The 23,808-nt window shown below is 65.8% G+C and carries 21 protein-coding genes; 6 read left to right on the top strand and 15 right to left on the bottom strand.

The window, feature by feature from the left end:
* Positions 1-19: 19 nt before the first annotated feature.
* From G8O24_RS27755 to G8O24_RS27715, 9 genes are all read right to left on the bottom strand, one after another.
* Complete coding sequence (locus tag G8O24_RS27755) at positions 20-790, bottom strand: SDR family oxidoreductase (RefSeq protein ID WP_188104903.1); 771 nt, start codon at positions 788-790, stop codon at positions 20-22.
* A gap of 15 nt (positions 791-805) precedes the next feature.
* A complete protein-coding gene (locus tag G8O24_RS27750; protein ID WP_188104901.1) occupies positions 806-1,186 on the bottom strand; it encodes a carboxymuconolactone decarboxylase family protein in 381 nt (126 codons plus the stop codon).
* Between the two features lie 30 nt (positions 1,187-1,216).
* Positions 1,217-2,455, bottom strand: coding sequence for an ABC transporter substrate-binding protein (locus G8O24_RS27745; protein ID WP_188104899.1), 1,239 nt, complete (start codon positions 2,453-2,455; stop codon positions 1,217-1,219).
* Positions 2,456-2,489: 34 nt separating this feature from the next.
* The gene (locus G8O24_RS27740) at positions 2,490-3,725 is read right to left on the bottom strand and encodes an ABC transporter substrate-binding protein (RefSeq protein WP_188104897.1); all 1,236 of its coding nucleotides are present in this window, start codon (positions 3,723-3,725) and stop codon (positions 2,490-2,492) included.
* Positions 3,726-3,760: 35 nt separating this feature from the next.
* Positions 3,761-4,468, bottom strand: coding sequence for an ABC transporter ATP-binding protein (locus G8O24_RS27735; protein ID WP_188104895.1), 708 nt, complete (start codon positions 4,466-4,468; stop codon positions 3,761-3,763).
* On the bottom strand, positions 4,455-6,227 hold the full coding sequence (locus G8O24_RS27730; protein WP_188104893.1) for a branched-chain amino acid ABC transporter ATP-binding protein/permease: 1,773 nt from the start codon (positions 6,225-6,227) through the stop codon (positions 4,455-4,457). The genes G8O24_RS27735 and G8O24_RS27730 overlap by 14 nt, the downstream gene beginning before the upstream one ends.
* 2 nt (positions 6,228-6,229) lie before the next feature.
* Positions 6,230-7,165 (bottom strand): branched-chain amino acid ABC transporter permease, encoded by a 936-nt coding sequence (locus G8O24_RS27725; protein WP_188104891.1) that lies wholly within the window; start codon positions 7,163-7,165, stop codon positions 6,230-6,232.
* An 80-nt stretch (positions 7,166-7,245) separates the two neighbouring features.
* The gene (locus G8O24_RS27720; protein ID WP_188104889.1) at positions 7,246-8,640 is read right to left on the bottom strand and encodes an MmgE/PrpD family protein; all 1,395 of its coding nucleotides are present in this window, start codon (positions 8,638-8,640) and stop codon (positions 7,246-7,248) included.
* Positions 8,641-8,668: 28 nt separating this feature from the next.
* A complete protein-coding gene (locus G8O24_RS27715; RefSeq protein ID WP_283815589.1) occupies positions 8,669-9,727 on the bottom strand; it encodes an NAD(P)-dependent oxidoreductase in 1,059 nt (352 codons plus the stop codon).
* A gap of 86 nt (positions 9,728-9,813) precedes the next feature.
* On the opposite strand from G8O24_RS27715, the gene G8O24_RS27710 reads away from it, so the two are divergent.
* The 4 genes from G8O24_RS27710 (at position 9,814) to G8O24_RS27695 (ending at position 14,950) form a co-directional block, all read left to right on the top strand.
* Positions 9,814-11,160 (top strand): MmgE/PrpD family protein, encoded by a 1,347-nt coding sequence (locus tag G8O24_RS27710; protein ID WP_311972283.1) that lies wholly within the window; start codon positions 9,814-9,816, stop codon positions 11,158-11,160.
* A gap of 28 nt (positions 11,161-11,188) precedes the next feature.
* Positions 11,189-11,575 carry a carboxymuconolactone decarboxylase family protein gene (locus tag G8O24_RS27705; RefSeq protein WP_027575101.1) on the top strand — a complete coding sequence of 129 codons (387 nt, stop codon included), beginning with the start codon at positions 11,189-11,191 and terminating at the stop codon, positions 11,573-11,575.
* A 26-nt stretch (positions 11,576-11,601) separates the two neighbouring features.
* A complete protein-coding gene (locus tag G8O24_RS27700; protein WP_188104884.1) occupies positions 11,602-12,408 on the top strand; it encodes an N-acyl homoserine lactonase family protein in 807 nt (268 codons plus the stop codon).
* Between the two features lie 244 nt (positions 12,409-12,652).
* Positions 12,653-14,950 (top strand): heavy metal translocating P-type ATPase, encoded by a 2,298-nt coding sequence (locus G8O24_RS27695; RefSeq protein ID WP_188104882.1) that lies wholly within the window; start codon positions 12,653-12,655, stop codon positions 14,948-14,950.
* Here the strand turns inward: G8O24_RS27695 and G8O24_RS27690 are convergent.
* The 6 genes from G8O24_RS27690 to G8O24_RS27665 all read right to left on the bottom strand — a co-directional run bounded on the left by G8O24_RS27690 (position 14,947) and on the right by G8O24_RS27665 (position 20,926).
* Complete coding sequence (locus G8O24_RS27690; protein WP_188104880.1) at positions 14,947-16,179, bottom strand: Zn-dependent hydrolase; 1,233 nt, start codon at positions 16,177-16,179, stop codon at positions 14,947-14,949. The two genes, G8O24_RS27695 and G8O24_RS27690, sit on opposite strands and share 4 nt — an antisense overlap.
* Positions 16,172-16,957: an ABC transporter ATP-binding protein gene (locus tag G8O24_RS27685; RefSeq protein ID WP_188104878.1), complete on the bottom strand. Its 786-nt coding sequence runs from the start codon at positions 16,955-16,957 to the stop codon at positions 16,172-16,174. Before G8O24_RS27685 ends, G8O24_RS27690 begins: the two co-directional genes overlap by 8 nt.
* The gene (locus G8O24_RS27680) at positions 16,954-17,727 is read right to left on the bottom strand and encodes an ABC transporter permease (RefSeq protein ID WP_188104876.1); all 774 of its coding nucleotides are present in this window, start codon (positions 17,725-17,727) and stop codon (positions 16,954-16,956) included. Before G8O24_RS27680 ends, G8O24_RS27685 begins: the two co-directional genes overlap by 4 nt.
* Before the next feature lie 69 nt (positions 17,728-17,796).
* A complete protein-coding gene (locus G8O24_RS27675; RefSeq protein WP_188104874.1) occupies positions 17,797-18,738 on the bottom strand; it encodes an ABC transporter substrate-binding protein in 942 nt (313 codons plus the stop codon).
* A 104-nt stretch (positions 18,739-18,842) separates the two neighbouring features.
* Entirely contained in the window at positions 18,843-19,571 is a 729-nt protein-coding gene (gene hutC / locus G8O24_RS27670; protein WP_188104872.1) for a histidine utilization transcriptional repressor HutC, read from the bottom strand.
* Entirely contained in the window at positions 19,568-20,926 is a 1,359-nt protein-coding gene (locus G8O24_RS27665; RefSeq protein WP_188104871.1) for a formimidoylglutamate deiminase, read from the bottom strand. Before G8O24_RS27665 ends, hutC begins: the two co-directional genes overlap by 4 nt.
* 102 nt (positions 20,927-21,028) lie before the next feature.
* On the opposite strand from G8O24_RS27665, the gene hutI reads away from it, so the two are divergent.
* Complete coding sequence (hutI, locus tag G8O24_RS27660) at positions 21,029-22,243, top strand: imidazolonepropionase (RefSeq protein WP_188104869.1); 1,215 nt, start codon at positions 21,029-21,031, stop codon at positions 22,241-22,243.
* Entirely contained in the window at positions 22,240-23,799 is a 1,560-nt protein-coding gene (gene hutH, locus G8O24_RS27655; protein ID WP_188104867.1) for a histidine ammonia-lyase, read from the top strand. The genes hutI and hutH overlap by 4 nt, the downstream gene beginning before the upstream one ends.
* The last annotated feature ends 9 nt before the right edge of the window (positions 23,800-23,808 follow it).

The following is a 23,808-nucleotide window of genomic DNA, read 5'->3' as shown; positions in this document are numbered from 1 at the left end:
CACTCCTATTCCGATGTTGTCATGCGGCGGACCAGCCGCCGTCGATCGGCAGGCTGGCTCCGGTGATGTCGTTTGCGGCGGAGCCACAGAGAAAGACGACCATGGCGGCGACGGCGTTCATCTCGACGAAACGCCGCGTCGGCTGGCGTTCGCCGAGATATTCGAACGTCACGTCGTCGATTCGACGTCCGCTGGTCTCGGCAATGCCTGCGATCTTGTTCAGGATCGCAGGCGTCGGCAGCGTGCCGGGGCAGAGCGTGTTGCAGGTGATGCCGCTGCGGGCCGTCTCGATGGCGACCGCACGCGTGATGCCCAGGATTGCGGTCTTGGTGGTGACGTAGTCGATGCGGTCCTCGACCGCGCGGCTGGAATAGATCGAGCCCATATTGATGATGCGGCCCCAGCCCCGCTGCTTCATCGCCGGCAGCGCCAGGCGGATCAAATGGAACGGCGCCGAGAGGTTGACGGCGAGCGCCTGCTCCCACTTCTCCGGCGGGAACTGCTCGACCGCGCAGAAATGCCTGACAACGGCGTTGTTGACGAGAATGTCGATAGCGTCGCAGCGGTCGAGCAGATCGGCCATCATGGCCTCGATCGCCTCGCGCTGAGCGAGATCGACACCGGCCGCGATGATCTCCACGCCGAAGCGGGCGCGGAGATCATCCGCGGCCTGCTTCGGCGCGACGAGATCATGAAGGATGATGTTGGCGCCAGCGCCGGCCAGGCCTTCGGCGATGGCAAGGCCAAGGCCCGCCGTCGCGCCGGTCACGAGTGCCCATTTGCCCTTCATCGCAGCCGTGCTCCACTAGGTCTTGTCGAGATCGGCGAAGACTTCCTTCGCATTGCGGAACGCATCGACGCCCGCCGGAACGCCGCAATAGATCGCGACCTGCATGAAGACCTCGCGGATCTCTTCCCTGGTGGCGCCATTGGCGAGCGCGCCGCGGACATGGGTCTTCAATTCGTGCGGGCGATTGAGCGCGCAGAGCATCGCCAGATTGAGGAAGCTGCGGGTCTTGCGTGTCAGGCCCTCGCGGCCCCAGACGTAGCCCCAGCAATACTCCGTGGTGAGGTCCTGCATCGGGCGATTGAACTCGTCCGCCGATGCGATCGCCTTGTCGACGAACTCGTTGCCGAGCACGCTCTTGCGGATTTCGAGACCGCGGTCGTAGGTCGCCTTGTCCATGTTGTTCTCCGATTCTTGTCAGGGCGGGTATCAGCTCTTCGGCCAGAACGGTTTTGCCAGTGCGAGCTCGGGCGGGAATACCGTCACCGGCACGCCGGACTGCCACTGCACGATGGTCATGCCGGCGCCGACGCGGCGGCCCTTCTCGTCGAACTTGATCTCGCCGAGCGGGTAGTATTTCGAGGGCCCGCCATCCATCGTGCGCAGCGCCTCGCCGACGGCGACGCGGTCGGCCTTGCCGGCCTTCTCCAGGGCGTCCTTGATCACCCACATGTCGCCATAGGTGGAGATCGCGTTCTGCGTCATCCACGGCTCCTTGTAGCGGGTCTTCAATTCGGCGATCAGCGCCTCGTGGCCCTTGGCGCCCCAACTGGCGACGCAGGTCAGGACGCCTTGCAGCAGTTCGGGGCTGACGGTCTGCAGCATGTCCGGCTCGGCAATTGCGATGCCGAACGAGATGGTTGGCACCTTGCCCTGACCGAGACCGAACTCGTTCATCTTCTCGAGCAGCAGCTTTGCGTCCGAGATCACCGTCGGCAGGAAGAACAGCAGGTCGGGTTTCGCCGAGCGAATCTTCTGCACCAGCGATGTCGCATCCGCCAGCGGCGGCGTGAAGGTCTCGTCGACGATCAGCTGCAGCTGGTTCTCCGCCAGCAGGCCGTCGCGCATCGCCTTCGCGGAGGCGATCGAGGCGCCGGTGTTGTCGGTCAGGATCGCGACCGTCTTCGGCCGCTTGCCGGAGACCGTCTCCGCCAGCTTGATGAGCTGCGGCAACGCCTGCTTTGCCTGCGAACCCGCGGTGGCCGCGGTCTGGAACACGTATTTGAAGCCGCGGTCGGTGATGAGGTCGGAGTAGGAGAGGGTGAGCACGGGCAAGTTGGCGCGTTCGGTGACCTCGGTCACCGCGAGCGTGAACGAGGACAGATACGCGCCGCTGGCGGCAACCAGATCGGTCTCCTGCGCCACCATGCGCTGCGCGGCGTTCTTGGCCTTCTCCGTGGTGTCGCCGGAATCGAGCACGACGAGCTTCAGTTTGGCGCCACCGAGCGCCTTGATGCCGCCTTGCGCGTTGATGTGATCGATCGCCATCTCGGCGCCTTCGCGCATCACCGTGCCCGGCCGGGCATACAGCCCGGAGATCGGGACCAGCAGGCCGACCTTCACCTCGGCAGGCTGCTGCGCCCATGCGGTGCGGGATGCGATCAGCGTGCCGGAGGCGCCGGCAAGCAATGTTCGCCGCGAGATCGTGAGTTTGTTTTTTGCTGTCATGACAATTCTCCTCCCTGAAATTCGCGCGACGCTGTCAGGATTTCTTCGGCCAGAACGGCTCTGCCTGCGCGAGTTCGGGCGGATAAACGGTGACGGGCACGCCCGATTGCCACTGCACGATGACGACGCCGGCGCCGACTCTGCGGCCCTTCTCGTCGAATTTGAGCTGACCGCCCGGATAGTATTTGGAATCGCCGGCATCCAGCGTCCGAAGCGCCTGCGCGACCGCATTGCGGTCGGCCTTGCCGGCCTTCTCCAGCGCCTCCTTCATCACCCACATGTCGCCATAGGTCGAGATGACGTTCTGCGTCGCCCAGGGCTCCTTGTATTTGGCCTTGAGCTCGGCGATCAGGGGTTCGTGGCCTTTCGCGCCCCAGCTGGCGACGATGGTCATGATGCCCTGCACGATCTCCGGGCTCACGCTCTGGAGCATGTCGGGCTCGGCGATGGTGATGCTGAACGACACGGTGGGGATCTTGCCCTGGCCGAGGCCGAACTCGCTGATCTTCTCCAGCCCGAGCTTGGCGTCCGAGACCGCGTTCGGCATGAACAGCAGCAGGTCGGGCTTGGCGGAGCGGACCTTCTGGATCAGCGGCGTCGCATCAGACAGCGGCGGGGTCCACACTTCCTCGACGACGAGCTGGAGGCCCTCCTGCGCAAACAGCTTCTCCTTGAGCGCCTTGGCAGTGGCGACCGAGGTGGCGGTATTGTCCATCAACATCGCCACCGTCTTCGGCCGCTTGCCAGATGCCTTCTCGGCGAGCTTCATCAGGGTCGGCAAGCCAAGCTCCGATTGACGGCTCGCGGTCGCGGCGGTCTGGAAGATGTACTTGAAGCCGCGGTCGGTCAGCAGGTCCGAATAAGACAGCGTCAGCATCGGCAATTCGGCACGCTCGGTGACTTCGGTGACTGCGAGCGTGAACGAGGAAAGATAGGAGCCGGTGGCCGCGACGAGATCGGGCTCCTGCGCGACCATGCGCTGCGCCGCGTTCTTGGCCTTCTCGGTGGTGTCGCCGCAGTCGATCACCACCAGTTTCAGCTTGGCACCGCCAAGCGCCTTGATGCCGCCCTGCGCGTTGATGTGGTCGATGCCCATCTCGGCGCCCATCTTCATCACCTGGCCGGGACGGGTGTAGATGCCCGACAGCGGCACGATCAGCCCGACCTTCACTTCGGCCGGAGCCTGCGCGCGTGCCACGCAGGCGAAGCCGACCGCGGCGGCGCCGGATAGCACGGTCCGGCGCGATAGCCTTTTCGATGCCCTGCTCATTTGTGTTCTCTCCCTTGTCTTTGTTTTTATGTTGGTCACATGCCGAGATAGGCCTTCCGCACGCGATCGTCGGCGCGCAGCGTGTCGTTGTTGCCTTCGAGCACGACGTGTCCAGCCTCGAGGACGTAGCCGTGGTCGGCCGATTCCAGCGCTTCCGCGACGCGCTGTTCGACCAGCAGCATGGTCAGGCCGGACTGACGCCTGATCTCGATCAGCCGCTCGAAGATGAAGTCGGCGGTCGATGGGGCGAGGCCCATCGACGGTTCGTCCAGCATCAGGAGTTTTGGCGAGGAGGCGAGGCCGCGGCCGATCGCCAGCATCTGCTGTTGCCCCCCGGACATCGTGCCCGCGAACTGGTCGCGGCGCTCCTTCAGCACCGGCAACCATTCGAAGATGCGCTCGATATTGGTCCGCCAGTCGCGCCGGCCACTTTCCGTCATCGCGCCCATCTCCAGGTTCTCCATCACCGTCAATGACGGGAACACCTGGCGCCCTTCGGGCACATGGGCGATGCCGAGATGGGCACGCTGCGGCGGTGGCACGGCGAGCAGATCGACGCCGTCAAAGGTGATTTTTCCGCCGCTTGGCTTCACGATGCCGGAGATCGTCTTGAACAACGTGGTCTTGCCGGCGCCGTTGGGCCCGACGATCGCGACAAACTGGCCCGCGCCGACATCGATCGAGACGTCGTTCAGGACTGGCTTTGCGGAATAGCCCGCGCTCAATCCCTCAATTCGCAGCATGGCCCACCCACTTCTTGCCGAGATAGGCCTCGATCACCCGGTTGTCGCGCGTCACCACCTCCGGCAGGCCCTCGGTGATGACGGCGCCGTGGTCGAGTACGAGAAAGCGGTCGACGAGCCGGACCATCGCCTGCATGGTGTGCTCGATGATCGCGATGGTCATGCCGTCGCGCGCGAGTTGCTGGATCACGGCGACGACCTCGTCCGCTTCGCCGTGCCCGAGGCCGGCGAGGGTCTCGTCGAGCAGCAGGATGCGGGGCTGGCCGGCGATCGCGCGGGCCAGCTCCATCAGCCGCAGCTCCTTGGTCGAGAGCTCGCCGGCAACGCGATCGGCCACTGCGGAGAGCCCGACACGGGCGACAGCATCGGCAGCAAATTGGCGCGCCTGGTCGTCGGAGCCGGCGCGCACATAGGCGCCGACCACGACATTGTCGAGGATCGACATACGCAGGAATGGCCGCATTACCTGGAAGGTGCGGCCAATGCCGGCCTCGCAGATGACGTGCGGCCGCTGACCGGACATGTTGCGCCCGTCGATCAGGACCTCGCCCTGGCTCGGCTTCAGAAAACCGTTGAGGAGATTGAACAACGTGGTCTTGCCGGCGCCGTTGGGGCCGATGATGCCGAGGATTTCGTTCTGGTGCAGCCTGAAGCTGACATCCTGCAAGGCCTTGAGGCCGCCAAAGGAGCGCGAGAGATTGCGAACCTCGAGCACGACATCGCCGGGGGCAGCGCGCTGCCGCGCGGCCGGCTTCAACGTCGTGACGTTGGCAGCGGCTGCTTCCGGCGTCGCGCCAGCGGTCGCCTTGGATCCGGTCCGCCGGCGCAGGACGTCGCGCAATCTCCAGAACAGGCCTTCCGGCGCGAGCAGGATCACGGACACGATGGCAATGCCGAAGATGACGCCCTGAATACCGGGGATGCGCGCGCCGGCCTCGGCGTGCAGGATCTCGGCGAGCGGGATCAGGATTACCGAGCCGATGACAGGTCCCCAGACTGTGCCGACGCCGCCGAACATCGCCACCGTCAGCGCCTGCGCCGACACCAGCATGCCGAACACCGATTGCGGGGTCACGACCAGCAGCACCTGCGCATAGAAGCCACCGATCGCGGCGGCGATGGCGCCGCTCAGCGTGATCGCGCGCAGTTTCCAGGCCAGCGTGTTGATACCGGCAGCTTCCGCCGCGGCTTCGTTCTGCTTGATCGCGAGCAGCGCCATGCCGAAGCGCGAGCGCTCGATCACCTGCGACAGCACGATGGTGGCCAGCATGATCGCGAGCCCGAGCAGCGTGTAGATATGGGGGTCGGAGAACTGCATGTAGGCGATCGGCGCGTCGCGCTTGATCGGAAGGGTCACCTCCTGGAAGCCGAGCCACTCGAACACGTAGAGAATGGCGAGCGGATAGGCCAGCATCGCCAGCGCGAAGTAGTGGCCCTGCAGGCGGAATGTGGGGAAGCCGATCAGCAGGCCAGCGATGCCGCCGAGCATGGCAGCGATCGGGATCAGCAGCCAGGGCGAGATGTTGAAATAGATCTGCCCGAGCGCTGTCGCATAGGCGCCGATGCCGAAGAAGGCGGCATGGCCGAACGAGATCAGTCCGGTGTAGCCGCTGAGCAGATTCCAGGACAGGCCGAACACCGCCCACACCGGCACCAGCGTCAGGATCAACTGGTAGTACGAGTTGGTGACGCTGAGCGAGATGCCGGCATAAGCGAGCGTGAACAGCAGCGGCGGCAGAAACGAGCGCATCCGGAGCATGGTCACGTCCTCTCGACCATGCGCCCGAAGAAACCTTGCGGACGGAAGAAGATGATGAGGAGGAAGACGGCGAAGATCGCCGCGTTCTGCAGCTGCGTCGGCAGGATCAGCGTCGACATTTGCTGCACGAGGCCGATCGTCATGCCGCCCCAGAACGCACCGATGATGCTGCCCATGCCGCCGAGCACGACGCCGGCATACATGACGATGACGTATTCCAGGCCGACGAAGGGATGGAACGGATAGTTGGTGGCGAGCAGGCCGCCGGCAATCGCGGTGATGCCGCAGCCGAGCGCGAAAGCGGTGCGGTGCGCGCGGTCGACGTCGATGCCCATATAGGTCGCCGCGGTCGGATTGTCCGCGGCGGCGCGCAGCGACTTTCCGATCCGGGTGCGCGTGATCAGCAGCGAGAGCAGGATCATCATCGCCAGCGAGACCAGCATGTCGATGCTGCGGGCCTTGTTGAGGAAGATGCTCATGTCGAAGAACGGGCCGAGCTCCCAGGCTGAACTCGACAGCGGCGTGCGGATCGAGGCCAGCACCGAGCCGAACACGATCAGGCCGCCGTTCTGCAGGATCAACGCGATGCCGAGCGTGAGGATCAGCTGAGCGTAATGGCCTTCGCCTTCGAGCGAAGCGGTGCGCGTGCCCGATACGTGCGAGATCAGCGTGCGGTGGACGAAATAGCCGAACACCGCGAGCACGGGCCCGGCCAGCAGGATGGCGACGAACGGCCCGACCGTGTTGCCGAACACCGCCTGCACGCCGGCGGCGGTGAAGAGATAGAAGGCGGTATACATGCCGAGCATCATGAAGTCGCCGTGAGCGAAGTTGATGACGCGCATGACGCCGAAGATCAGGCCGAGCCCGACGCACATCAGCCCGTAGACGGCACCGATCAGCAGGCCCGCTGCCAGCGCTTGCAGAAATCCCTCCATCAGCCTCGCCTCCGCGCGGCTGACGAATCTAGGCTGGTCTCCAGGTCGACCATGTTTCCCCCGTACTCTTTCGGCACTTCTTATGATGCCGATCGTAAAACCCGTTCCGTCGTGTCCAGGCGGCATTGCGCGGCGATGGCGCCGGCATGGCCGAGCCGCTCGCAATCGTCGACCAACTGCTCAAGCCGGGACGCACGGTCCTCGCCGAGCACGCGGGCCGCAGCAGCGCGAAAGCGTGCACGAATTTCTGATGGCGCTGCCGCGATGACGTCGGGCAACGCATGCCGGATCGCCCGGCCGCTGCGCAGATGCACGGTCACGTCCGCACCCTGCTTGCCGGGAAAGGCGGCGGTGAAGCCGGCATCGGCCTTGAGGTCGGTGACTGCAACCAGGCGAATGATGTCGGCATCATCGAGCTCGCTGTAATTGTCCTCCTCGATCTCACCCCGCGCCAGCGTCGCCGCGACGCTGAACGGAATGCTCATCTTGGCCTGCAGCGCGTTGCGATAGGGGCCCATGGAGTCGCAGCCGGGATAGCGCACGGCGGCATCGGGCGCGCGGATGACGACGCGGTCGATCTCCTCGGTGCCGGCGAGCTCGTGCGAGACGCGAAGCGCGGCTTGCGCGGCGGTCTGCGCGAAATTGCAGGCCGGGACCGGCTTGTTGTAGACGGCCATGATTTCGCATTCGCCGTTCGGGAACAGCACGATGCTGTCGGGTGCGGCCTGGCGGCGATAGGCGGCGAACAGGCCGGCCTCGCCCTCGAGGATCGTTTCCGATCCGAACGCGCCGGCTGCGGCCAAGCCGACCGCCTTGATCGCGTTGCTGGCGGCAAAGCCCGGATGGAAGTACATGTCGGAGCCGCCGGCATGCGGCCACTCGTTCAGCCCGCTCGATGTATTGGCCGCGATCGCGATGGCGCTGGTCGCCTGGTCCTCGGACAGTCCGAGCGCAAAACTCCCCGCGAGCGCCGCGCCCGGAGGGGCCACGAGCCCGGTCGGGCGATAGAGCCGGGCGAGATCGGAATTCAGCAGCGCGCGGCCGATCCGCGCGCCGGTCTCATAGCCGATGATGGCGGATACGAGCAGCCTAGCGCCGTGCAGCGACGCCTGTTCCGACAATGCAAGCAGCGCCGGCCAGATCACGACGCCATGATGCGCGATGCTGGCCGCATGCATGTCTTCGCGCACGAGGCCGTGCCCCATCACCGCATTGGCAAAGGCAGCGTCTGCTGAGGACGAGAGCTGCGACGTTCCGATGATGGTCGCGCGGCCGCCGGCTTGCGCGATGGCAACGGCCTGGCGGCTCCAGGGATGCTGGCCGGCCTCGAAGGCGCAGGAGAGGAAGTCGAGCAGGCAGAGCTTTGTCTTGGCGACGATGTCAGGCCCGAAATCACCGAGATCGAGCGCGAGCACGCTCCGCGCCATCTGGCGCGCGAGCGAGACCTTGCCTGATCCGGTCGGGCCGATCGTCATCGTAATCGCTCTCCCTGAATGTGTGTGCTCAGCCGCGCATCTCGACGCCGGCCCACTCCTCGAGCACCTTTGCGATCGAGGTGAAGTCGGACGAGGCGCCATATTTGGCGTTGGTGATCGCGAGCATCTGCCGCACCACCGCGCCACAGACCATCGGCACGCCCATCGCTTCCGCCTCGTCGACGCAGAGGCGAACGTCCTTGTAGGAGAGGCCGGTGGCGAAGCCGAAATCGAACGTGCCGGGCAGCACGGCGCGCGGGAATTTGTCCTCGGAGGCGCTGTTGCGGCCGCTGCTGGCATTGATGATGTCGATCAGCACCTTGGCATTGACACCGCCCTTGACGCCCATCGCCACCGCTTCCGAGGTGATGACGAGTGCCGCCGCCGCCATCAGATTGTTGGCGAGCTTGGCCGTCTGCGCTACGCCGGGCTTGTCGCCGGTGTAGAACAGCTTGCCGAAGTTCTTCAGGATCGGCTGCACGGTCTCGAAGGTCGCCTGCGGACACGACACCATCACGGCCAGCGTGCCGTTGACGGCGCCCTTGATGCCGCCGCTGACGGGTGCGTCGACCAGCGTCATGCCCTTGGCCTTCAGGCCTTCCGCAACCAGCTTCGCCGCGCCAGGACCGGAGGTCGAGAGATCGACGACGATCTTGGTGCGGTTGCCGCTGCTGATGCCATCCTGGCCGAGCGTGACGGCCTTGACGATGTCGGGCGTCGGCAGGCTGACGAGCACGATGTCGGCGCGCGAGGCGACGTCGGCCGGCGACTTCGCCAGTTGCGCGCCGCGCTTGACCAGTGGCTGCATCGCCTCGGCCTGCGTGTCGTAGACGACGAGCGAATAGCCCGCGTCGATCAATCGCCCTGCCATGGGGCCGCCCATGCGGCCCGTGCCGATTACGCCGAGGATCTCTCCCGCCATCGTCCACTCCCTGTCGCGCGATCCCGTGACGGGCGCGCCTTCTTGATCTCGTTGGTCAATCGTTGTCGCCGGCCAGCCTTGTCGGCCGCCGTCGTCGTGGCGGCGGGATTCCCGCACCAGCGGATGGATTGTTATGATTGTCAGACAAGCTGTCAAGCATAACATTTGGGGTCGACAGTTTGACGCGGATCGTCCTATGGTCCGGGAAAACGAGGAAGACGCCCCGCGTGCCGCAAGATTCCATAACGAGTGTGAGCAGGACGCTCGCTGATTTCGTCGCGGCGTCGTCATGGGCGGACGTGCAGGCGCAGAGCCATGAGGCGCGGCGCTCGATCCTCAATTTCTTTGCGACCGCGCTCGGCTCCGCCCGCGATCCCGTGGTCGCCGCCGCCATGCGCACGCTGGCGCCGTTCAGCGGCGCCGCGACATCGACGATCATCGGCCACACGCAGCCGATGGACGCACTCTGCGCCGCGTTCCTCAATGCCATCTCGGCGAATTTGCTCGACTTCGACGATACCCATCCCGAGACGATCATTCATCCGGCGGCTCCGGTCGCCGCCGCGATATTCGCGCTTTCCGAGACGCGAAAACTATCCGGGCGCGAGGTGCTGACGGCGTTCATTCTCGGCGTCGATGTCGAGTGCCGCATCGGCAGTTCGGTCTCGCCGCGGCATTATGCGCGCGGCTGGCACATCACCTCGACCTGCGGAATTTTTGGCGCCGCCGCGGCCTGTGCGAAGCTCCTGGGTCTGCCGGCCGAAGGCATTGCGAACGCGATCGGAGTGGCGGCGAGCCAGTCGGCCGGCAATGTCGAAAACCTGCCGAGCGCGGCCAAGAATGTCAGCGTCGGCAACGCCGCGCGCAACGGCCTGTTCGCGGCCTTGCTCGCACAACAGGGCTATGAAGCCGCGCCACGCGCGATCGAAGGCCCGCTCGGCTGGGCGCGCACCATGGGCGACGAGCCCGATATTGCCCGGCTTCTCGACGGTCTCGGCAAGAGCTGGGAAATCGCGAAAAACACCTACAAGCCCTATCCCGCGGGCATCGTCTTCCATTCGGTCATCGATGCCTGCCTGCTGCTGCGCGAACGGATCGGCCGCAAGGTCGAACAGGTCGCCTCGGTGACCGTGCACGGCTCAGCCCTGCTGCTCGCGCGCGGCGACCGCGCCGTCAACAATGAGCGCGATGCGCGCGTCAGCATTCATCATTGCGTCGCCTGTGGATTGTTGCTCGGCAAGGCGGGCGTCGCCGAGTTCGCCCGTGAGATCGTGCTCCGGCCCGATATGGCGCAGTTGCGGCAGAAGGTCAGGGCGGAGCTCGATGCCCGGATGCCCGACGGTGCCGCACGCGTCAGCTTGCGGCTGTTGTCCGGCGAAGAGCTCACCGAGACCGTGACGTCGCCGCGCGGCAGCCAGACTGCGCCGCTGTCGGACCGCGACATCGAGGAGAAGCTGCGCGAATGCATGCGGTCCGGCCGAAGCGACTGGAATGCGGATCGCGTCATCGACGCGGTCTGGCGGCTCGATGCCGTCGATGACGTCGGCAATCTCCTGCAATCGTTGCGGGCGCCATCTGGTCAAACAACTTCCAACTAGACTCTCTCAAGACCTGAAAGGGACGATCATGAGCAAGACCGAACTGTTCGAAAAAGGCCTCAAGGTTCGCAAGGAGGTGCTTGGCGAGGACTATGTCAACAAGTCGATCGCCGGTGCCGACGAGTTCACGCGGACCATGGCGGAATGGTCGACCGAATTCTGCTGGGGCGCGCTGTGGACGCGGCCCGGGGTCGACCGGCGCACGCGCTCGATCGTCAATCTGGCGATGCTCGGCGCACTGAACCGGCCGCACGAATTGAAGCTGCATGTCAAGGGCGCGCTGAAGAACGGGCTGACCAAGGAGGAGATCAAGGAGATCCTGCTGCAGGTCGCCGTCTATTGCGGCGTGCCCGCCGGCATCGATGCGTTTCGCAATGCGCGCGAGGCGTTCAACGAGGTCGACGCGGGATCCTGAAGCACCGCATTGCGCTGGTGGAAGCGATGAGCGAGCCGGAATACGAGCTTTTTGCGATCCGCTACGCAACGCGGGATGCGCAGCGGAGCGAGCATTTCATCGGCGGCGACCCGCACGACGGGCCGATGCCGATGGACTATTTCATCTGGCTGGCGCGGGGAGGCGGACGCGTCTTCGTCATCGACACCGGCTTCAACGCCGCGATCGCCAAGCAGCGCAGGCGGACCTTCCTGCGCTGCCCGGTTGAGACGCTTCGCGCCTTCGATATCGACGCCGCCGACGTCGGGGACGTGATCCTGACGCATCTGCACTACGACCACGCCGGCAATTTCGACCGGTTTCCGAACGCGCGATTTCATCTGCAGGAGCGTGAACTGGCGTATGCGACCGGCCGCTACATGCAATATCCGAGGCTGTCGCATTCCTTCGAGGTCGAGGATGTCTGTGGGATCGTGCGCCTCAACTATGCGCGCCGTGTCCTGTTCTACGATGGCGATGCCGAAATTGCGCCGGGATTGACGGTCCATGCGGCGGGCGGGCATTCGGCCGGTCTTCAGTTCGTCCGCGTCAGGACCCGCCGGGGCTACGTCGTGCTGGCCTCCGACGTCAGCCACTTCTACGAGAACATGGCCAGCGAGCGCCCGTTCACGACCGCCTTTCATGTCGGCGACATGCTGGCGGGTTTCGACAAGCTGCGGGCTGCCGCGCCGGATGCGGATCACATTGTTCCCGGTCATGATCCGCTGGTGATGAAGCTCTATCCGGCACCAAGCCCGGACCTCAGCGGTGTCGCGGTCCGGCTCGACCTTGCACCATCCCAAGCTGGGTTTTAGGGCACTGACGCGGGCAACAAGGCCGCCGCAAGGCTGATAGAGGCACAGCCTGGTCTGGTGTCACTGCTTCCATTGATCATCACGACAAGCGGCTGAGATGACATCTCGGCGAGCCTCACTTCCAGGCTCTTGATTTGGGTCAATCGAACGCACGCGGGAGGTGCCAAGAAGGAGAGTGTGTCAGCGGGGCGGAGCAATGCCGATGACGATCGCGACCGTTTCGGTGTAGCTATGGAACGAAGCCATGTCGTTTGAGCGGGCCCTGCGATGGGGCCTCGTTGGGATTGCAATCGCAGGATTGACCGGGGGCATTCTCGCACGCGTGATGGGCCGGCCTGATCTGGCGGATTTGGCATGGGAGGTCGGCACCGCGCCCGTGATCGTTGGACTGGCGGTCTCAATCGTCAGGGATCTTCTGAGCGGTCGCTTCGGAGTGGACGCGATTGCGCTGCTGTCGATGAGCGCGGCGTTGGCGCTGGGCCAGCCGCTTGCCGGCGCCGTGGTTGCGCTGATGTATTCCGGCGGCAACGTGCTTGAGGATATCGCGATCGCACGGGCGGAGCGTGACCTGCGCTCCCTGGTTGACCGGGCGCCGCGGCAGGCACACCGCAAGAGCGACGGAGGGATCGAGGAGGTCCCGATCGAGGCCGTGTCAGTGGGCGAAGAGTTGCTGGTCAGGGCGGGTGAGATCGTGCCGGTCGACGGTATCGTCGGCTCGGCCTCGGCCACCATCGATGAGTCCGCGGTGACGGGCGAGCCGATCCCGGCCGAGAAGACGCGCGGCAGCGCGGTCCTTTCCGGTTCGCTGAATGCGGGCGAGACCTTCGAGTTGACCGTGACCGCGCCGGCCGGCGAGAGCACCTACGCCGGCATCGTGCGCATGGTGACGGCGGCGCAAACGGCGAAGGCTCCCTTTGTGCGGATAGCCGATCGCTTTGCGCTGATTCTCTTGCCGGTGACGCTCGTCGTTGCCTTCCTGGCATGGCGGATTTCCGGTGATCTGACGCGCAGCCTTGCCGTGCTGGTGGCCGCGACACCTTGTCCCCTGATCCTGGCCGCACCGGTCGCCTTCATTGCCGGCGTGGCGCGAGCAGCCCGGCGCGGCATTCTCGCCAAGGGCGGGGGGGCGCTGGAAGCGCTCGCCCGCGCGCACACGGTGCTGTTTGACAAGACCGGCACCCTGACGGTCGGCGGGGCGCGGTTGCTCTCGATCGAGGTCGCTCCGGGAGAGGATCCAGACGAGGTCCTCAGGCTCGCGGCATCGCTCGAGCAGGCCTCGCATCATGTGCTTGCCAAGACCGTGGTCGCCGCGGCCCTCGATCGCGGCCTCAGGCTGAAGGCACCCGAACGGGTCAAGGAGACCATGGGCACCGGCCTGAGCGGGTTGGTCGACGGGCGCCAGGTCATCGCTGGCTCGCGAGAGCTGCTTCGCTTGCATGCCGAGCTGTCGCCTTGGGAACTGCGGGCGATCCGGCGCGCCTCATGGCGTTCGGCGCTGATCGTCTTTGTCGCCGTGGACGGCCGTCCCATCGGTGCGCTGCTGCTGGCCGACGAGTTGCGGGCTGATACGCCGCGAGCGATCCGGCTGCTGCGCGATGCCGGCATCGCGCGGATGGTGATGGTCACGGGCGATCGCGCCGCGGCAGCGCAGGCCATCGGTGCAGCGCTCGACCTCGATGCCGTGCTGGCCGAGCGCGTTCCCTCGGACAAGGTCGAGGCGGTGCGCAGCGAACAGCGGCTGCATCCGACCATCATGGTCGGCGATGGCATCAATGACGCGCCGGCGCTGGCGGTCGCCGATATCGGGGTCGCGCTTGGTGCGCGCGGGGCGACCGCATCGTCCGAGGCGGCCGATGTGGTGATCTTGGCCGACCGGCTCGATCGCGTTGGCGAGGCCATCATGATCGCGCAGCGGGCACGGCGCATCGCCCTGCAAAGCATCGTCGTCGGCATGGGGCTGTCGTTGGTGGCCATGGTGGCTGCGGCCGTCGGCTGGCTTGATCCCGTGCCCGCAGCCATCGTCCAGGAGGTGATCGACGTCGCAGTCATCCTGAACGCATTGCGGGCGCTCACTGCGCCTCTTGCCAGGCGCGGTGCACACATAACTGAGGAGCAGGGGGTCGCATTGCACCACGATCATCAGACCCTCTTCAGGGATCTCGACCGCTTGCGCAGGATCGTCGATGCGTTGGACGATGCGACGCCCGAGTCCGCCGCGGCGTTGATCGTGGATGCTCGGCACCTTGTCCAGGGCAGCGTTGTGATCCACGAGCGCGAAGATGAGGACAGCGTCTATCCGAGGCTTGCCAAGGTGCTCCGCGAACGCCACGGCCTTTCTGCCATGAGCCGTGCCCACCGGGAGATTCTCCACCTCACGCGGCTGCTCGATCGGATCGTGGAGGATCTGCCGTCAGAGAAGGTCGATCGTTATCTTGTCCGGGATGCTCAACGCGTGATCGAGGCGATCGAAACGCTGGTGCGTATGCACACGGCCCAGGAGGAGGACATCTACGAAGCCGTGGCGGCTCAGGCGGCCGTTTAGCCGCCGAGGATGCGGCGACAAGCGTCGACGAACACCTGCGCACCGGTGACGATGTCGACATCCGCAGTGTTCTCGGTCCAGTGATGGCTGATGCCGCCGATCGACGGCACGAACAGCATGCCCGCGGGCATGATGGTCGCGAGCATCTGGGCGTCGTGGCCGGCACCGCTCGGCATGCGCAGCGATCGTCCACCGGCAAACGCCTTGCTCGCGGCCTCGATTGCATCCTGAATGCCGGCGTTCATCATGGCCGGCGCGCCGGTGCGGATTTTTTCCACGGTGACGGTGCAGGGGCCTTTCGCGGTGGTCTCGGCAGCCATGGTCTGCAGCAGCTGCTCCAGTCGCGCGATCACCGAAGGATCGTCGTCGCGGATCTGGAACAGCATCTCCGCGCCGCCGGGGATGATGCTGGGCGCGCCCGGATCGAGCGTGATGCGGCCGGTGGTCCAGACCGTGCGCGGACCACACGCGGCCGGGAAGCGCTCGTCGACGGCCACGCAGAATTTGGCCAGCGCCAGCCCTGCGTCCCTGCGCACGGCCATGCGCGTGGTGCCGGCGTGGTTCTGCTCGCCGTCGAAGGTGATACGGTATTGCCAGATGCCGACGATGGAGGTCACGACGCCGATCGCGAGCTTGCCGCTTTCGAGCGTGTCGCCCTGCTCGATATGAGCCTCGAGATAGCCGACATGGCGTCCCGGCTGAGCCGCGAAGCGCGGCCGTCCCGCGAGCCCCATGTCAACAAGCGCATCGCGCATGCTGCGGCCGCTGGTGCGATTGCGTGCGGCGTCGATCTCGGCCTCGGTGACTTGGCCCACGTAAGAGCGCGAGCCGAGGAAGCTGCCGAAATGTCCCTCTTCGTCACACCAGGCGGCGACTTCGACCGCGCCTGTCACGGAGGGATCGGCATTGAGCACACGCGCCGCCTCGAGCGCGTAGACGACGCCGAGCGGGCCATCGAGCCATCCGGCGTAGTTCTGGCTCTCCAGATGCGAGCCCGCGAGCAGCTTTGGTCCTGGCTTGGCGCCGGTGCCGAGGATGTTGCCGATGCCGTCGATCGCACCGGTGAGTCCGGCCTCGGGCAGCTTCCGCACCAGCCACTCCAGCGACTGCTTGTGCGGCTCGGAAAAGGTCGGCTTGTGCACGCCGGTCTTGTAGGTGCCCAGCGCCCGGAGCGCGTTGAGATCGGCGAGCACGCGCTCGCCATTGGCGGTGGGGTGAGTGTCAGGCATGTTCGGCAACCTTGAGCGCCTCGGTGCGGATCTCCTCGACCAGCCGTTCCTTGAGCTGGACGAATTCGGGCGTGGTCTTGATCTTGTAGGAACGCGGATGCGGCAGGTCCACGGCGATCTCGGCCTTGATGTGGCCGGGACGCGCGCTCATGACGATGACGCGGCTGCCGAGGAAGATCGCCTCCTCGATGTCATGGGTCACGAACAGCACGGTCTTCTGGTCGCGCTCCCAGATGCCCAGCAGCATTTCCTGCATCAGGGCGCGGGTCTGGTTATCGAGCGCGCCGAAGGGTTCGTCGAGCAGCAGGATCTTGGGATCATTGGCGAGCGCCCGCGCGATCGCGGTGCGCTGCTGCATGCCGCCGGAGAGCTGCTTGGGCCAGTGGTTCTCGAAGCCTGATAGTCCAACCCGGCGAATGAAGGCGTCGGCCACCTTGTTGCGCTCAGCCTCCGGCACGCCGCGCTCGCGCAGGCCGAAGGCGATGTTCTCACGCACCGTGAGCCAGGGAAACAGCGTGTAGGACTGGAACACCATGCCGCGATCGGCGCCGGGACCGGTGACCTCGCTGCCGTCGAGTGTGACGCGCCCGCTGGTTGGACGATCCAGGCCGGCGACGATGCGCAGCAGCGTGGACTTGCCGCAGCCGGAGGGGCCGAGAATGGTGACGAAGTCGTTGTTGCCGATGGTGAGGTCGGTCGGCTCCAGCGCCCTCGTCGGCGCATGGCCGTGCCGCGCCGGGAAAGTCCGCGAGACCTGCTCGATCTTCAGCGTGGTCATGCGAGCTTCCACGGGAACAGCCAGGCATTGAACGCCTTGAACATGAAGTCCGAGAGCAGGCCGATCAGACCGATCACGATGATGCCGAAGATGATCTGCCCGGTATTGAGCAGTGCCTGGCTGTCGGTGATCATGTGGCCGATGCCTGAGGAGGAGCCGATCAGCTCGGCGACGATGACATAGGTCCAGGCCCAGCCCAGCACCAGCCGCAGGATCTCGGCGATCTCGGGCGCGGAGGAAGGCAGCAGCACGCGGCGGATGATGCCGCGGTCGCTGGCGCCGAGCGTATAGGCGGCTTCCACCAGATCGCGCCGGGTGGTGCCGACGGTGACGGCGACCATCAGGATGACCTGGAAAACCGAACCGATGAAGATCACCAGCAGCTTCTGCAATTCGCCGATGCCGGCCCACAGGATCAACAGCGGAATGAAGGCCGAGGCGGGCAGGTAACGGGCGAAGGAAACGAAAGGTTCGAGGAACGCCTCGACGGGCTTGTAGGCGCCCATCAGCACACCGAGCGGCACCGCGATGATCGCGGCCAGCGCAAAACCGCCGACGACGCGCCAGATGGTCATGCCGATGTCGAAAACAAAACCCTGCTTGGCCAGGAGGTCGTAACCCTCCTGCACCATGGTCAGCGGGTTGGCCAGGAACGTCTTCGAGACATGGCCGCCGAAGGTCGCCCACGACCAGAGGGCGACGAACAGCACTAAGAACGCGAGGCCATAGGCCACGCGCTGTTTCGATGTCACGGAATCCAGGGGACGCATCGATGGTTGATCCGTATCGTCGATCTCGCTGCGGTCCCGCCACTTGGCGGGACCGCAGCGAGGCGTGTCTTACTTGATGAAGCTCGCGTCGTAGAGGTCCTCGACCTTCGGCGCTGACTTGATGATGCCGATCTCGAGCAGGAGCTCGGCCGCATCCTTGTTGAAGGCGAGGAAGTCGCCGGCGAAGAACTTCTGGTTCGCGGCCTTGTCCTGCCAGCGCAGGTATTTTGCCGAGTTGCCGAACTGCTCGCCGGTCTGCTTCACGTCGGCGCCCATGATCTCATAGGACTTGGCCTGGTCCTTGGCGATCAGGTCGAGCGCTTCGAAATAGCTGTCGGCCAGCGCCTGCGCTGCCTTTGGGCTCTCGCTGAGAAACTTCGGCGTGCAGCCGAACGTGTCCATCACGATCGGATAGTCCAGTGTGGTCGCGATGATCTTGCCCTTGTCCGGCGCGGCGCGAACAGTCGACAGATAAGGCTCATAGGTCATCGCGGCGTCGTTCTGGCCGGAGACGAAGGCCTGTGCGGCCGCAGCCGGCTCGAGGTTGACGACGGTGACGTCCTTCACGGTGAGGCCGTTCTTCTTCAGCATCCAGGCCAGCGCGAAATAGGGCGAGGTGCCGGGCGCGGAGGCCGCGACCGTCTTGCCCTTCAGCTCCTTGATCGAGGCGACGTCGTTGCGCACGGCCATGCCGTCGGCGCCGTAGCTCTTGTCGAGCTGGAAGATCTGCTTGGTGGCGACGCCGTTGGCGTTCCAGGAGATCCAGGTCTCGACCGTCGTTGCCGCGCACTGCACGTCGCCGGAGGCGATGGCGAGGTGGCGATCCTTCTGCGGGATCTTCTTGATGGTGACGTCGAGGCCGTTCTTTTTGAAGATGCCGGCTTCCTTCGCCAGCGTCAGCGGCGCGAAACCGGTCCAGCCGGAGATGCCGATACCGACCTTGACGTCGTCGGCGAGCGCGGGAGTGGCGGCGAGTGCAATGATGGCCGCAAAAACTGTCGAACTACGCATGATTGTCGTCCTCTTGCCCAGTTGGATTGATGTCCAGATGATCTCTGTCGGTCGCTGTGGACCCTTTGCCGAAGCGTTGCACGATTTGTGCCGACATCGTTCGCTCAGCCTCCCTTGAATCGCGCGACAAGGCGGTGAGACTCGCCGGGATAGAGCAGGCGCACCGCCGTGATCGTGCGTGCGCTGCGCCAGGTATAGCGGTCGATCACCAGGCATGGCGCGCCGACGGCGATGTCGAGCGCCTCAGCCGTGCGATCATCCGCAACAATGGCGCTGATCGTGTGCTCGGCTTCTGTCCAGGGCACATGATGAAGCAGCCACGAGCCGGGCGGCTCGCGCGAGAAATCCGCAGTCGCCGCAGATGGCACAGAAGCAAGATCGATCAGCCGGTCCTCGACGGCGAACGGCACGTTGTCGGCGCTATGCCGGCAGGAGATCGCGATCACCTTGCCGGCCTTCCTGACGCCGAGCCGTTCGCGGTCGGCAGCGGTCGCCGCGCGCAGCTTGCGGCTGATCAGCTCATAGCCATAGGCGCGGCCCAGCGCGGTGATCTCGGCGCGGATATCGGCGATCTTGAGCACCGCCGACTGATGCTGCGGCCGGCGCACGAAGGAACCGGCCCGTCGTCTTCGCTCGATTAGGTCGGCCTGGGCAAGCTCTGACAGCGCCTTGTTCACCGTCATGCGCGAGCAGCCGTAGCGCGCCACCAGCTCGTGCTCGAACGGAATGCGGTGGCCCGGCGGCCATTCGCCGGTCAGGATGCGCTTCTCGATGTCGGCGCGGATGCGCTTGTAGAGCGTCGGCTTATCGGCGCCATCCGTGGCAAGGCTCATGCGACGAGCCTCCGCACTGCCGCGTTAAACCGCTCGCGCGCGGATCGGCGCAGTTTATGCTGTCCGCCTTCGACAACCTTGTCGCCGCCGGCCCAGACGCAATCAATCGCGCCATTGCCAGCCGCAAAGATCCAGCCGTCGATGATGGCGTCGCGCGCACGTCCCGCCAGCGACGGATGCGTGGCATCGAGGGTGACGATGTCGGCACGCGCGCCCGGGGTCAGGCCGACGGTCGGTTGCGCCAGCGCCCGCGCGCCGCCCGCAAGCGCGTCGTCGAACAGCGTGCGACCGGTCGAGCGGCCCGCGCCGCCCGACAGCACGTTGCGCGCGCGATGCTTGAGCCGCTGGCCGTATTCGAGCTGGCGCAGCTCATCGGTGACGCCGACCAGCACGTTGGAATCGGTGCCGACGCCGAACCTGCCGCCGGCGTCGAGAAACTCGCGCGCCGGAAAAATGCCGTCGCCGAGACTCGCTTCGGTCACGGGGCAGAGACCCGCCACAGCACCGGTCTTTGCGAACGCGCTGACTTCATCATCCGTCGTGTGGGTCGCATGAATGAGGCACCAGCGCTGATCGAGCGGGGCGTGCTCAAGCAGCCATTGCACCGGACGCCGGCCTGACCAGGCCAGGCAGTCTTCGACTTCCTTCACCTGTTCGGCCGCATGGATGTGCACCGGCCCGCCCTCGGCAAGAGGGATGATCGCCCTGAGTTCGTCCGGCGCCACCGCGCGCAGGCTGTGCGGTGCGATGCCGATATTGGCGCCCGGCAGGGTTGCGATCGCCTTGCGCGAGGCAGCCATCAGCCTCGCGAACTGATCGACCGAGCAGATGAAGCGGCGCTGGCCGGCATGCGGCGCTGCACCGCCGAAGGAGCCGTGCGCATAAAAGCTCGGCAGCAGCGTCAGGGCGATTCCCGATGCCCCGGCGGCCTGCGCAATGCGCGCGGCCATCTCGGCAGGATCAGCATAGTGCGAGCCGTCGCGATCGTGGTGCAGATAGTGGAATTCGCCGACACGGGTAAAACCTTGCTCCAGCATCTCGACATAGAGCAGCGTCGCGACATCAGCGACGTCCTCCGGCGTCATCGTCAGCGCGAAGCGATACATCGTCTCGCGCCAGGTCCAGAACGTGTCGGCCCTGTCGCCACGCAATTCCGCGAGCCCCGCCATGCCGCGTTGAAACGCGTGGCTGTGCAGGCTCGAAAGTCCCGGTAGCGCGACGGCGTGGCGCTCGTCGGCGGCAGCAGGCGCAACATCAGGCGTCACCGCCGCGATCGCGCCGGCGGTGATCACCACCTGCACGTCATTGGCCCAGCCCGAAGGCAGGAGCGCGGAGGCGAAATGCAGTCGGGACATGATTGATGACACGCCGGCTGGACAGAACCGTCTTACGATTATATGTCTAGACATATAAGTCAAGCATCCCAGGGCGCAGGGACTTCGCGAAGGGACAATGGCATGGCAGAGCGTTTCGACCGGATCTGGCATAACGCCCGGCTCGCCACCATGCGGGTCGACCGCCCCGATCTCGGCGAGATCGAGCAGGGCGTGGTCGCCATACGTGATGGCCGCATCGTTTATGCCGGTGCGGCAGCCGATTTCCCTGTTGACGCCGATGCCATCCAGCGGATCGACTGCGAGGGACGCTGGATCACGCCAGGCCTCGTTGATTGCCACACCCATCTCGTCTATGGCGGCAACCGCGCCCACGAGTTCGAGCTGGGCCTCAAGGGCGCGAGCTACGAGGAGATCGCACGCGCCGGCGGCGGGATCGTTTCCACTGTGGCCGCGACGCGCAAGGCGAGTGAGGCCGAACTGATCGCAAGCGCGCTGCCGCGCTTGGACGCGCTGATCGGCGAGGGCGCCACCACGGTCGAGATCAAGTCCGGCTATGGCCTCGATGCCGAGACAGAGATGCGCCAGCTCGCCGCGGCGCGCAGCCTCGGCCGGCAGCGGAGGGTGACGATTCGTACCTCCTTCCTCGGCGCGCATGCGCTGCCGGTGGAAGCCGATGGCGACAAGGACCGCTATATCGATCTCGTCTGCAAGGAGATGCTCCCGGCCGTCGCCGAGGCGGGCCTCGCCGACGCGGTCGACGCCTTCATGGAGGGCATCGCGTTCTCGGCCGAGCAGACGGCGCGCGTGTTCGAGGCGGCGAGGGCGCTCGGGCTCCCGGTCAAGCTTCACGCCGACCAGCTCTCGAACCTCGGCGGCGCCGCGCTGGCCGCGACATTCTCGGCGCTTTCGGCCGATCATCTCGAGCACACGGATGAAGCCGGTGCCGCGGCCATGGCCAAAGCGGGAACGGTGGCCGTGCTGTTGCCTGGCGCGTTTTATTTCATCCGCGAGACGCAGAAGCCGCCGGTCGAGGCGTTCCGCAAGCACGGCGTTGCCATGGCGCTCGCGACCGACTGCAATCCCGGCAGCTCGCCGCTCACCTCGCTGCTGCTCACGATGAACATGGGCGCGACGCTGTTCCGGATGACCGTCGCCGAATGCCTCGCCGGCATCACCCGCGAGGGCGCACGGGCGCTCGGCGTGCTCGACGAGACCGGGACCTTGGAAGCCGGCAAATGGTGCGACCTCGCGATCTGGGATATCGAGCGTCCCGCCGAACTGGTCTACCGCATCGGCTTCAATCCGCTGCACCGCCGCGTCTGGAGGGGGCAGTGACGGAGCAGGCTGCCGCCATCGTCGTCACGCCGGGCAAGGTGAGCCTCGACGAACTCGCGCGCGTGCTGGAAGGCGCGCCCATCGTGCTCGATCCTTCGTTCTGGCCGCGCGTCGATGCGGCGGCGGAGATCGTCGCGAAGGCCGCGCGAGCCGATGCTCCGGTTTATGGGATCAATACCGGGTTCGGCAAGCTGGCGTCCAAGCGCATTCCGCCCGACCAGACGGCGCTGCTCCAGCGCAATCTCATCGTCTCGCATTGCTGCGGCGTCGGTGCGGCAACGCCGGAGCCGATTGTCCGCCTGATGATGGCGCTGAAGATTGTTTCGCTCGGGCGCGGCGCGTCCGGCGTACGCCGCGAGGTGATCGAGCAGCTGCAGGGCATGCTGGCGCGGAACGTCTATCCGCTGGTGCCGCAGCAGGGCTCGGTCGGCGCCTCCGGTGATCTCGCGCCGCTCGCGCATATGACCGCGGTGATGATCGGCGAGGGGCAGGCGATCGTCGATGGCAAGACTGTGCCCGGCAACGCGGCGCTCGCCGCCGCCGGGCTCACGCCATTGACGCTTGGCCCCAAGGAGGGGCTCGCGCTGATCAATGGCACGCAGTTCTCGACCGCCTATGCCATTTCCGGCGTGCTGCGCGCATTTCGTCTGGTCCGCGCCGCGCTGGTCACCGGTGCGCTGTCGGTTGATGCTGCGATGGCGTCGACCGCGCCATTCCGCCCCGAAATCCAGGCGCTGCGCGGTCAACCCGGGCAGGTTGCTGCGGCTGCGGCGCTGACCGCGCTGCTCGACGGCAGCGATATCCGCCTGTCGCATCTGGAGGGCGACGAGCGCGTGCAGGATCCCTATTGCCTGCGCTGCCAGCCGCAGGTCACCGGCGCCGCGCTCGATCTGATCACGCAGGCCGCGCGCACGCTGATCGTCGAGGCCAATGCGGTCACCGACAATCCACTGGTGCTGGTCGAGAGCGGCGAGATCGTCTCCGGCGGAAATTTTCACGCAGAACCGGTCGCCTTTGCCGCCGATACGATCGCATTGGCGCTGTCGGAGATCGGGGCGATCAGCGAGCGCCGCATCGCGACGCTGGTCGATCCTGCGCTCAATTTCGGCCTGCCGCCGTTCCTCACTCCTGATCCCGGCATCAACTCCGGCTTCATGATCGCCGAGGTGACGGCGGCTGCGCTCTACTCCGAGAACAAGCAGCGTGCCGCGGCCTGCTCGATCGATTCGACGCCGACCAGCGCCAATCAGGAAGATCACGTCTCCATGGCCGCGCATGCCGCCCGGCGCCTCGCGGACATGGTGGACAATCTCGCCGCGATCTTGGGCATCGAGCTTCTGGTTGCCGCGCAAGGCATCACGCTGCGCGCGCCGCATGCGACCAGCGCGCCGCTGGTCGCCGTCATTGCCGCGCTTCGCGATCAGGTTCCCGCGCTCGGTAATGATCGCTACATGGCTGGCGATCTCGCCAAGGCTGCAGCTCTGATCGAGGCCGATGCTCTGCCGGCCGCCGCGCTCGCGGCGCTTTCATCCGATCCGTTTCCAAGACTCGTCTGAAGAGGTTTC

It is taken from the genome of Bradyrhizobium campsiandrae, assembly GCF_014529705.1.
In the GTDB taxonomy this organism is placed as follows: Bacteria; Pseudomonadota; Alphaproteobacteria; order Rhizobiales; family Xanthobacteraceae; genus Bradyrhizobium; species Bradyrhizobium campsiandrae.
This window is presented reverse-complemented; position numbering and strand designations above follow the sequence as displayed.

Bases quoted from the DNA above. Each gene is read 5' to 3' on its own strand.
- G8O24_RS27745 (WP_188104899.1), bottom strand. From the start codon at position 2,455: ATGACAGCAAAAAACAAACTCACGATCTCGCGGCGAACATTGCTTGCC.
- G8O24_RS27720 (WP_188104889.1), bottom strand. From the start codon at position 8,640: ATGACGATCGGCCCGACCGGATCAGGCAAGGTCTCGCTCGCGCGCCAG.
- G8O24_RS27715 (WP_283815589.1), bottom strand. From the start codon at position 9,727: ATGTTATGCTTGACAGCTTGTCTGACAATCATAACAATCCATCCGCTG.
- G8O24_RS27725 (WP_188104891.1), bottom strand. From the start codon at position 7,165: ATGGAGGGATTTCTGCAAGCGCTGGCAGCGGGCCTGCTGATCGGTGCC.
- G8O24_RS27695 (WP_188104882.1), top strand. From the start codon at position 12,653: ATGTCGTTTGAGCGGGCCCTGCGATGGGGCCTCGTTGGGATTGCAATC.
- G8O24_RS27700 (WP_188104884.1), top strand. From the start codon at position 11,602: ATGAGCGAGCCGGAATACGAGCTTTTTGCGATCCGCTACGCAACGCGG.
- G8O24_RS27690 (WP_188104880.1), bottom strand. From the start codon at position 16,179: ATGCCTGACACTCACCCCACCGCCAATGGCGAGCGCGTGCTCGCCGAT.
- G8O24_RS27680 (WP_188104876.1), bottom strand. From the start codon at position 17,727: ATGCGTCCCCTGGATTCCGTGACATCGAAACAGCGCGTGGCCTATGGC.
- G8O24_RS27750 (WP_188104901.1), bottom strand. From the start codon at position 1,186: ATGGACAAGGCGACCTACGACCGCGGTCTCGAAATCCGCAAGAGCGTG.
- G8O24_RS27755 (WP_188104903.1), bottom strand. From the start codon at position 790: ATGAAGGGCAAATGGGCACTCGTGACCGGCGCGACGGCGGGCCTTGGC.
- G8O24_RS27740 (WP_188104897.1), bottom strand. From the start codon at position 3,725: ATGAGCAGGGCATCGAAAAGGCTATCGCGCCGGACCGTGCTATCCGGC.
- G8O24_RS27730 (WP_188104893.1), bottom strand. From the start codon at position 6,227: ATGCTCCGGATGCGCTCGTTTCTGCCGCCGCTGCTGTTCACGCTCGCT.
- G8O24_RS27675 (WP_188104874.1), bottom strand. From the start codon at position 18,738: ATGCGTAGTTCGACAGTTTTTGCGGCCATCATTGCACTCGCCGCCACT.
- G8O24_RS27685 (WP_188104878.1), bottom strand. From the start codon at position 16,957: ATGACCACGCTGAAGATCGAGCAGGTCTCGCGGACTTTCCCGGCGCGG.
- G8O24_RS27665 (WP_188104871.1), bottom strand. From the start codon at position 20,926: ATGTCCCGACTGCATTTCGCCTCCGCGCTCCTGCCTTCGGGCTGGGCC.
- G8O24_RS27705 (WP_027575101.1), top strand. From the start codon at position 11,189: ATGAGCAAGACCGAACTGTTCGAAAAAGGCCTCAAGGTTCGCAAGGAG.
- G8O24_RS27735 (WP_188104895.1), bottom strand. From the start codon at position 4,468: ATGCTGCGAATTGAGGGATTGAGCGCGGGCTATTCCGCAAAGCCAGTC.
- hutC (WP_188104872.1), bottom strand. From the start codon at position 19,571: ATGAGCCTTGCCACGGATGGCGCCGATAAGCCGACGCTCTACAAGCGC.
- hutI (WP_188104869.1), top strand. From the start codon at position 21,029: ATGGCAGAGCGTTTCGACCGGATCTGGCATAACGCCCGGCTCGCCACC.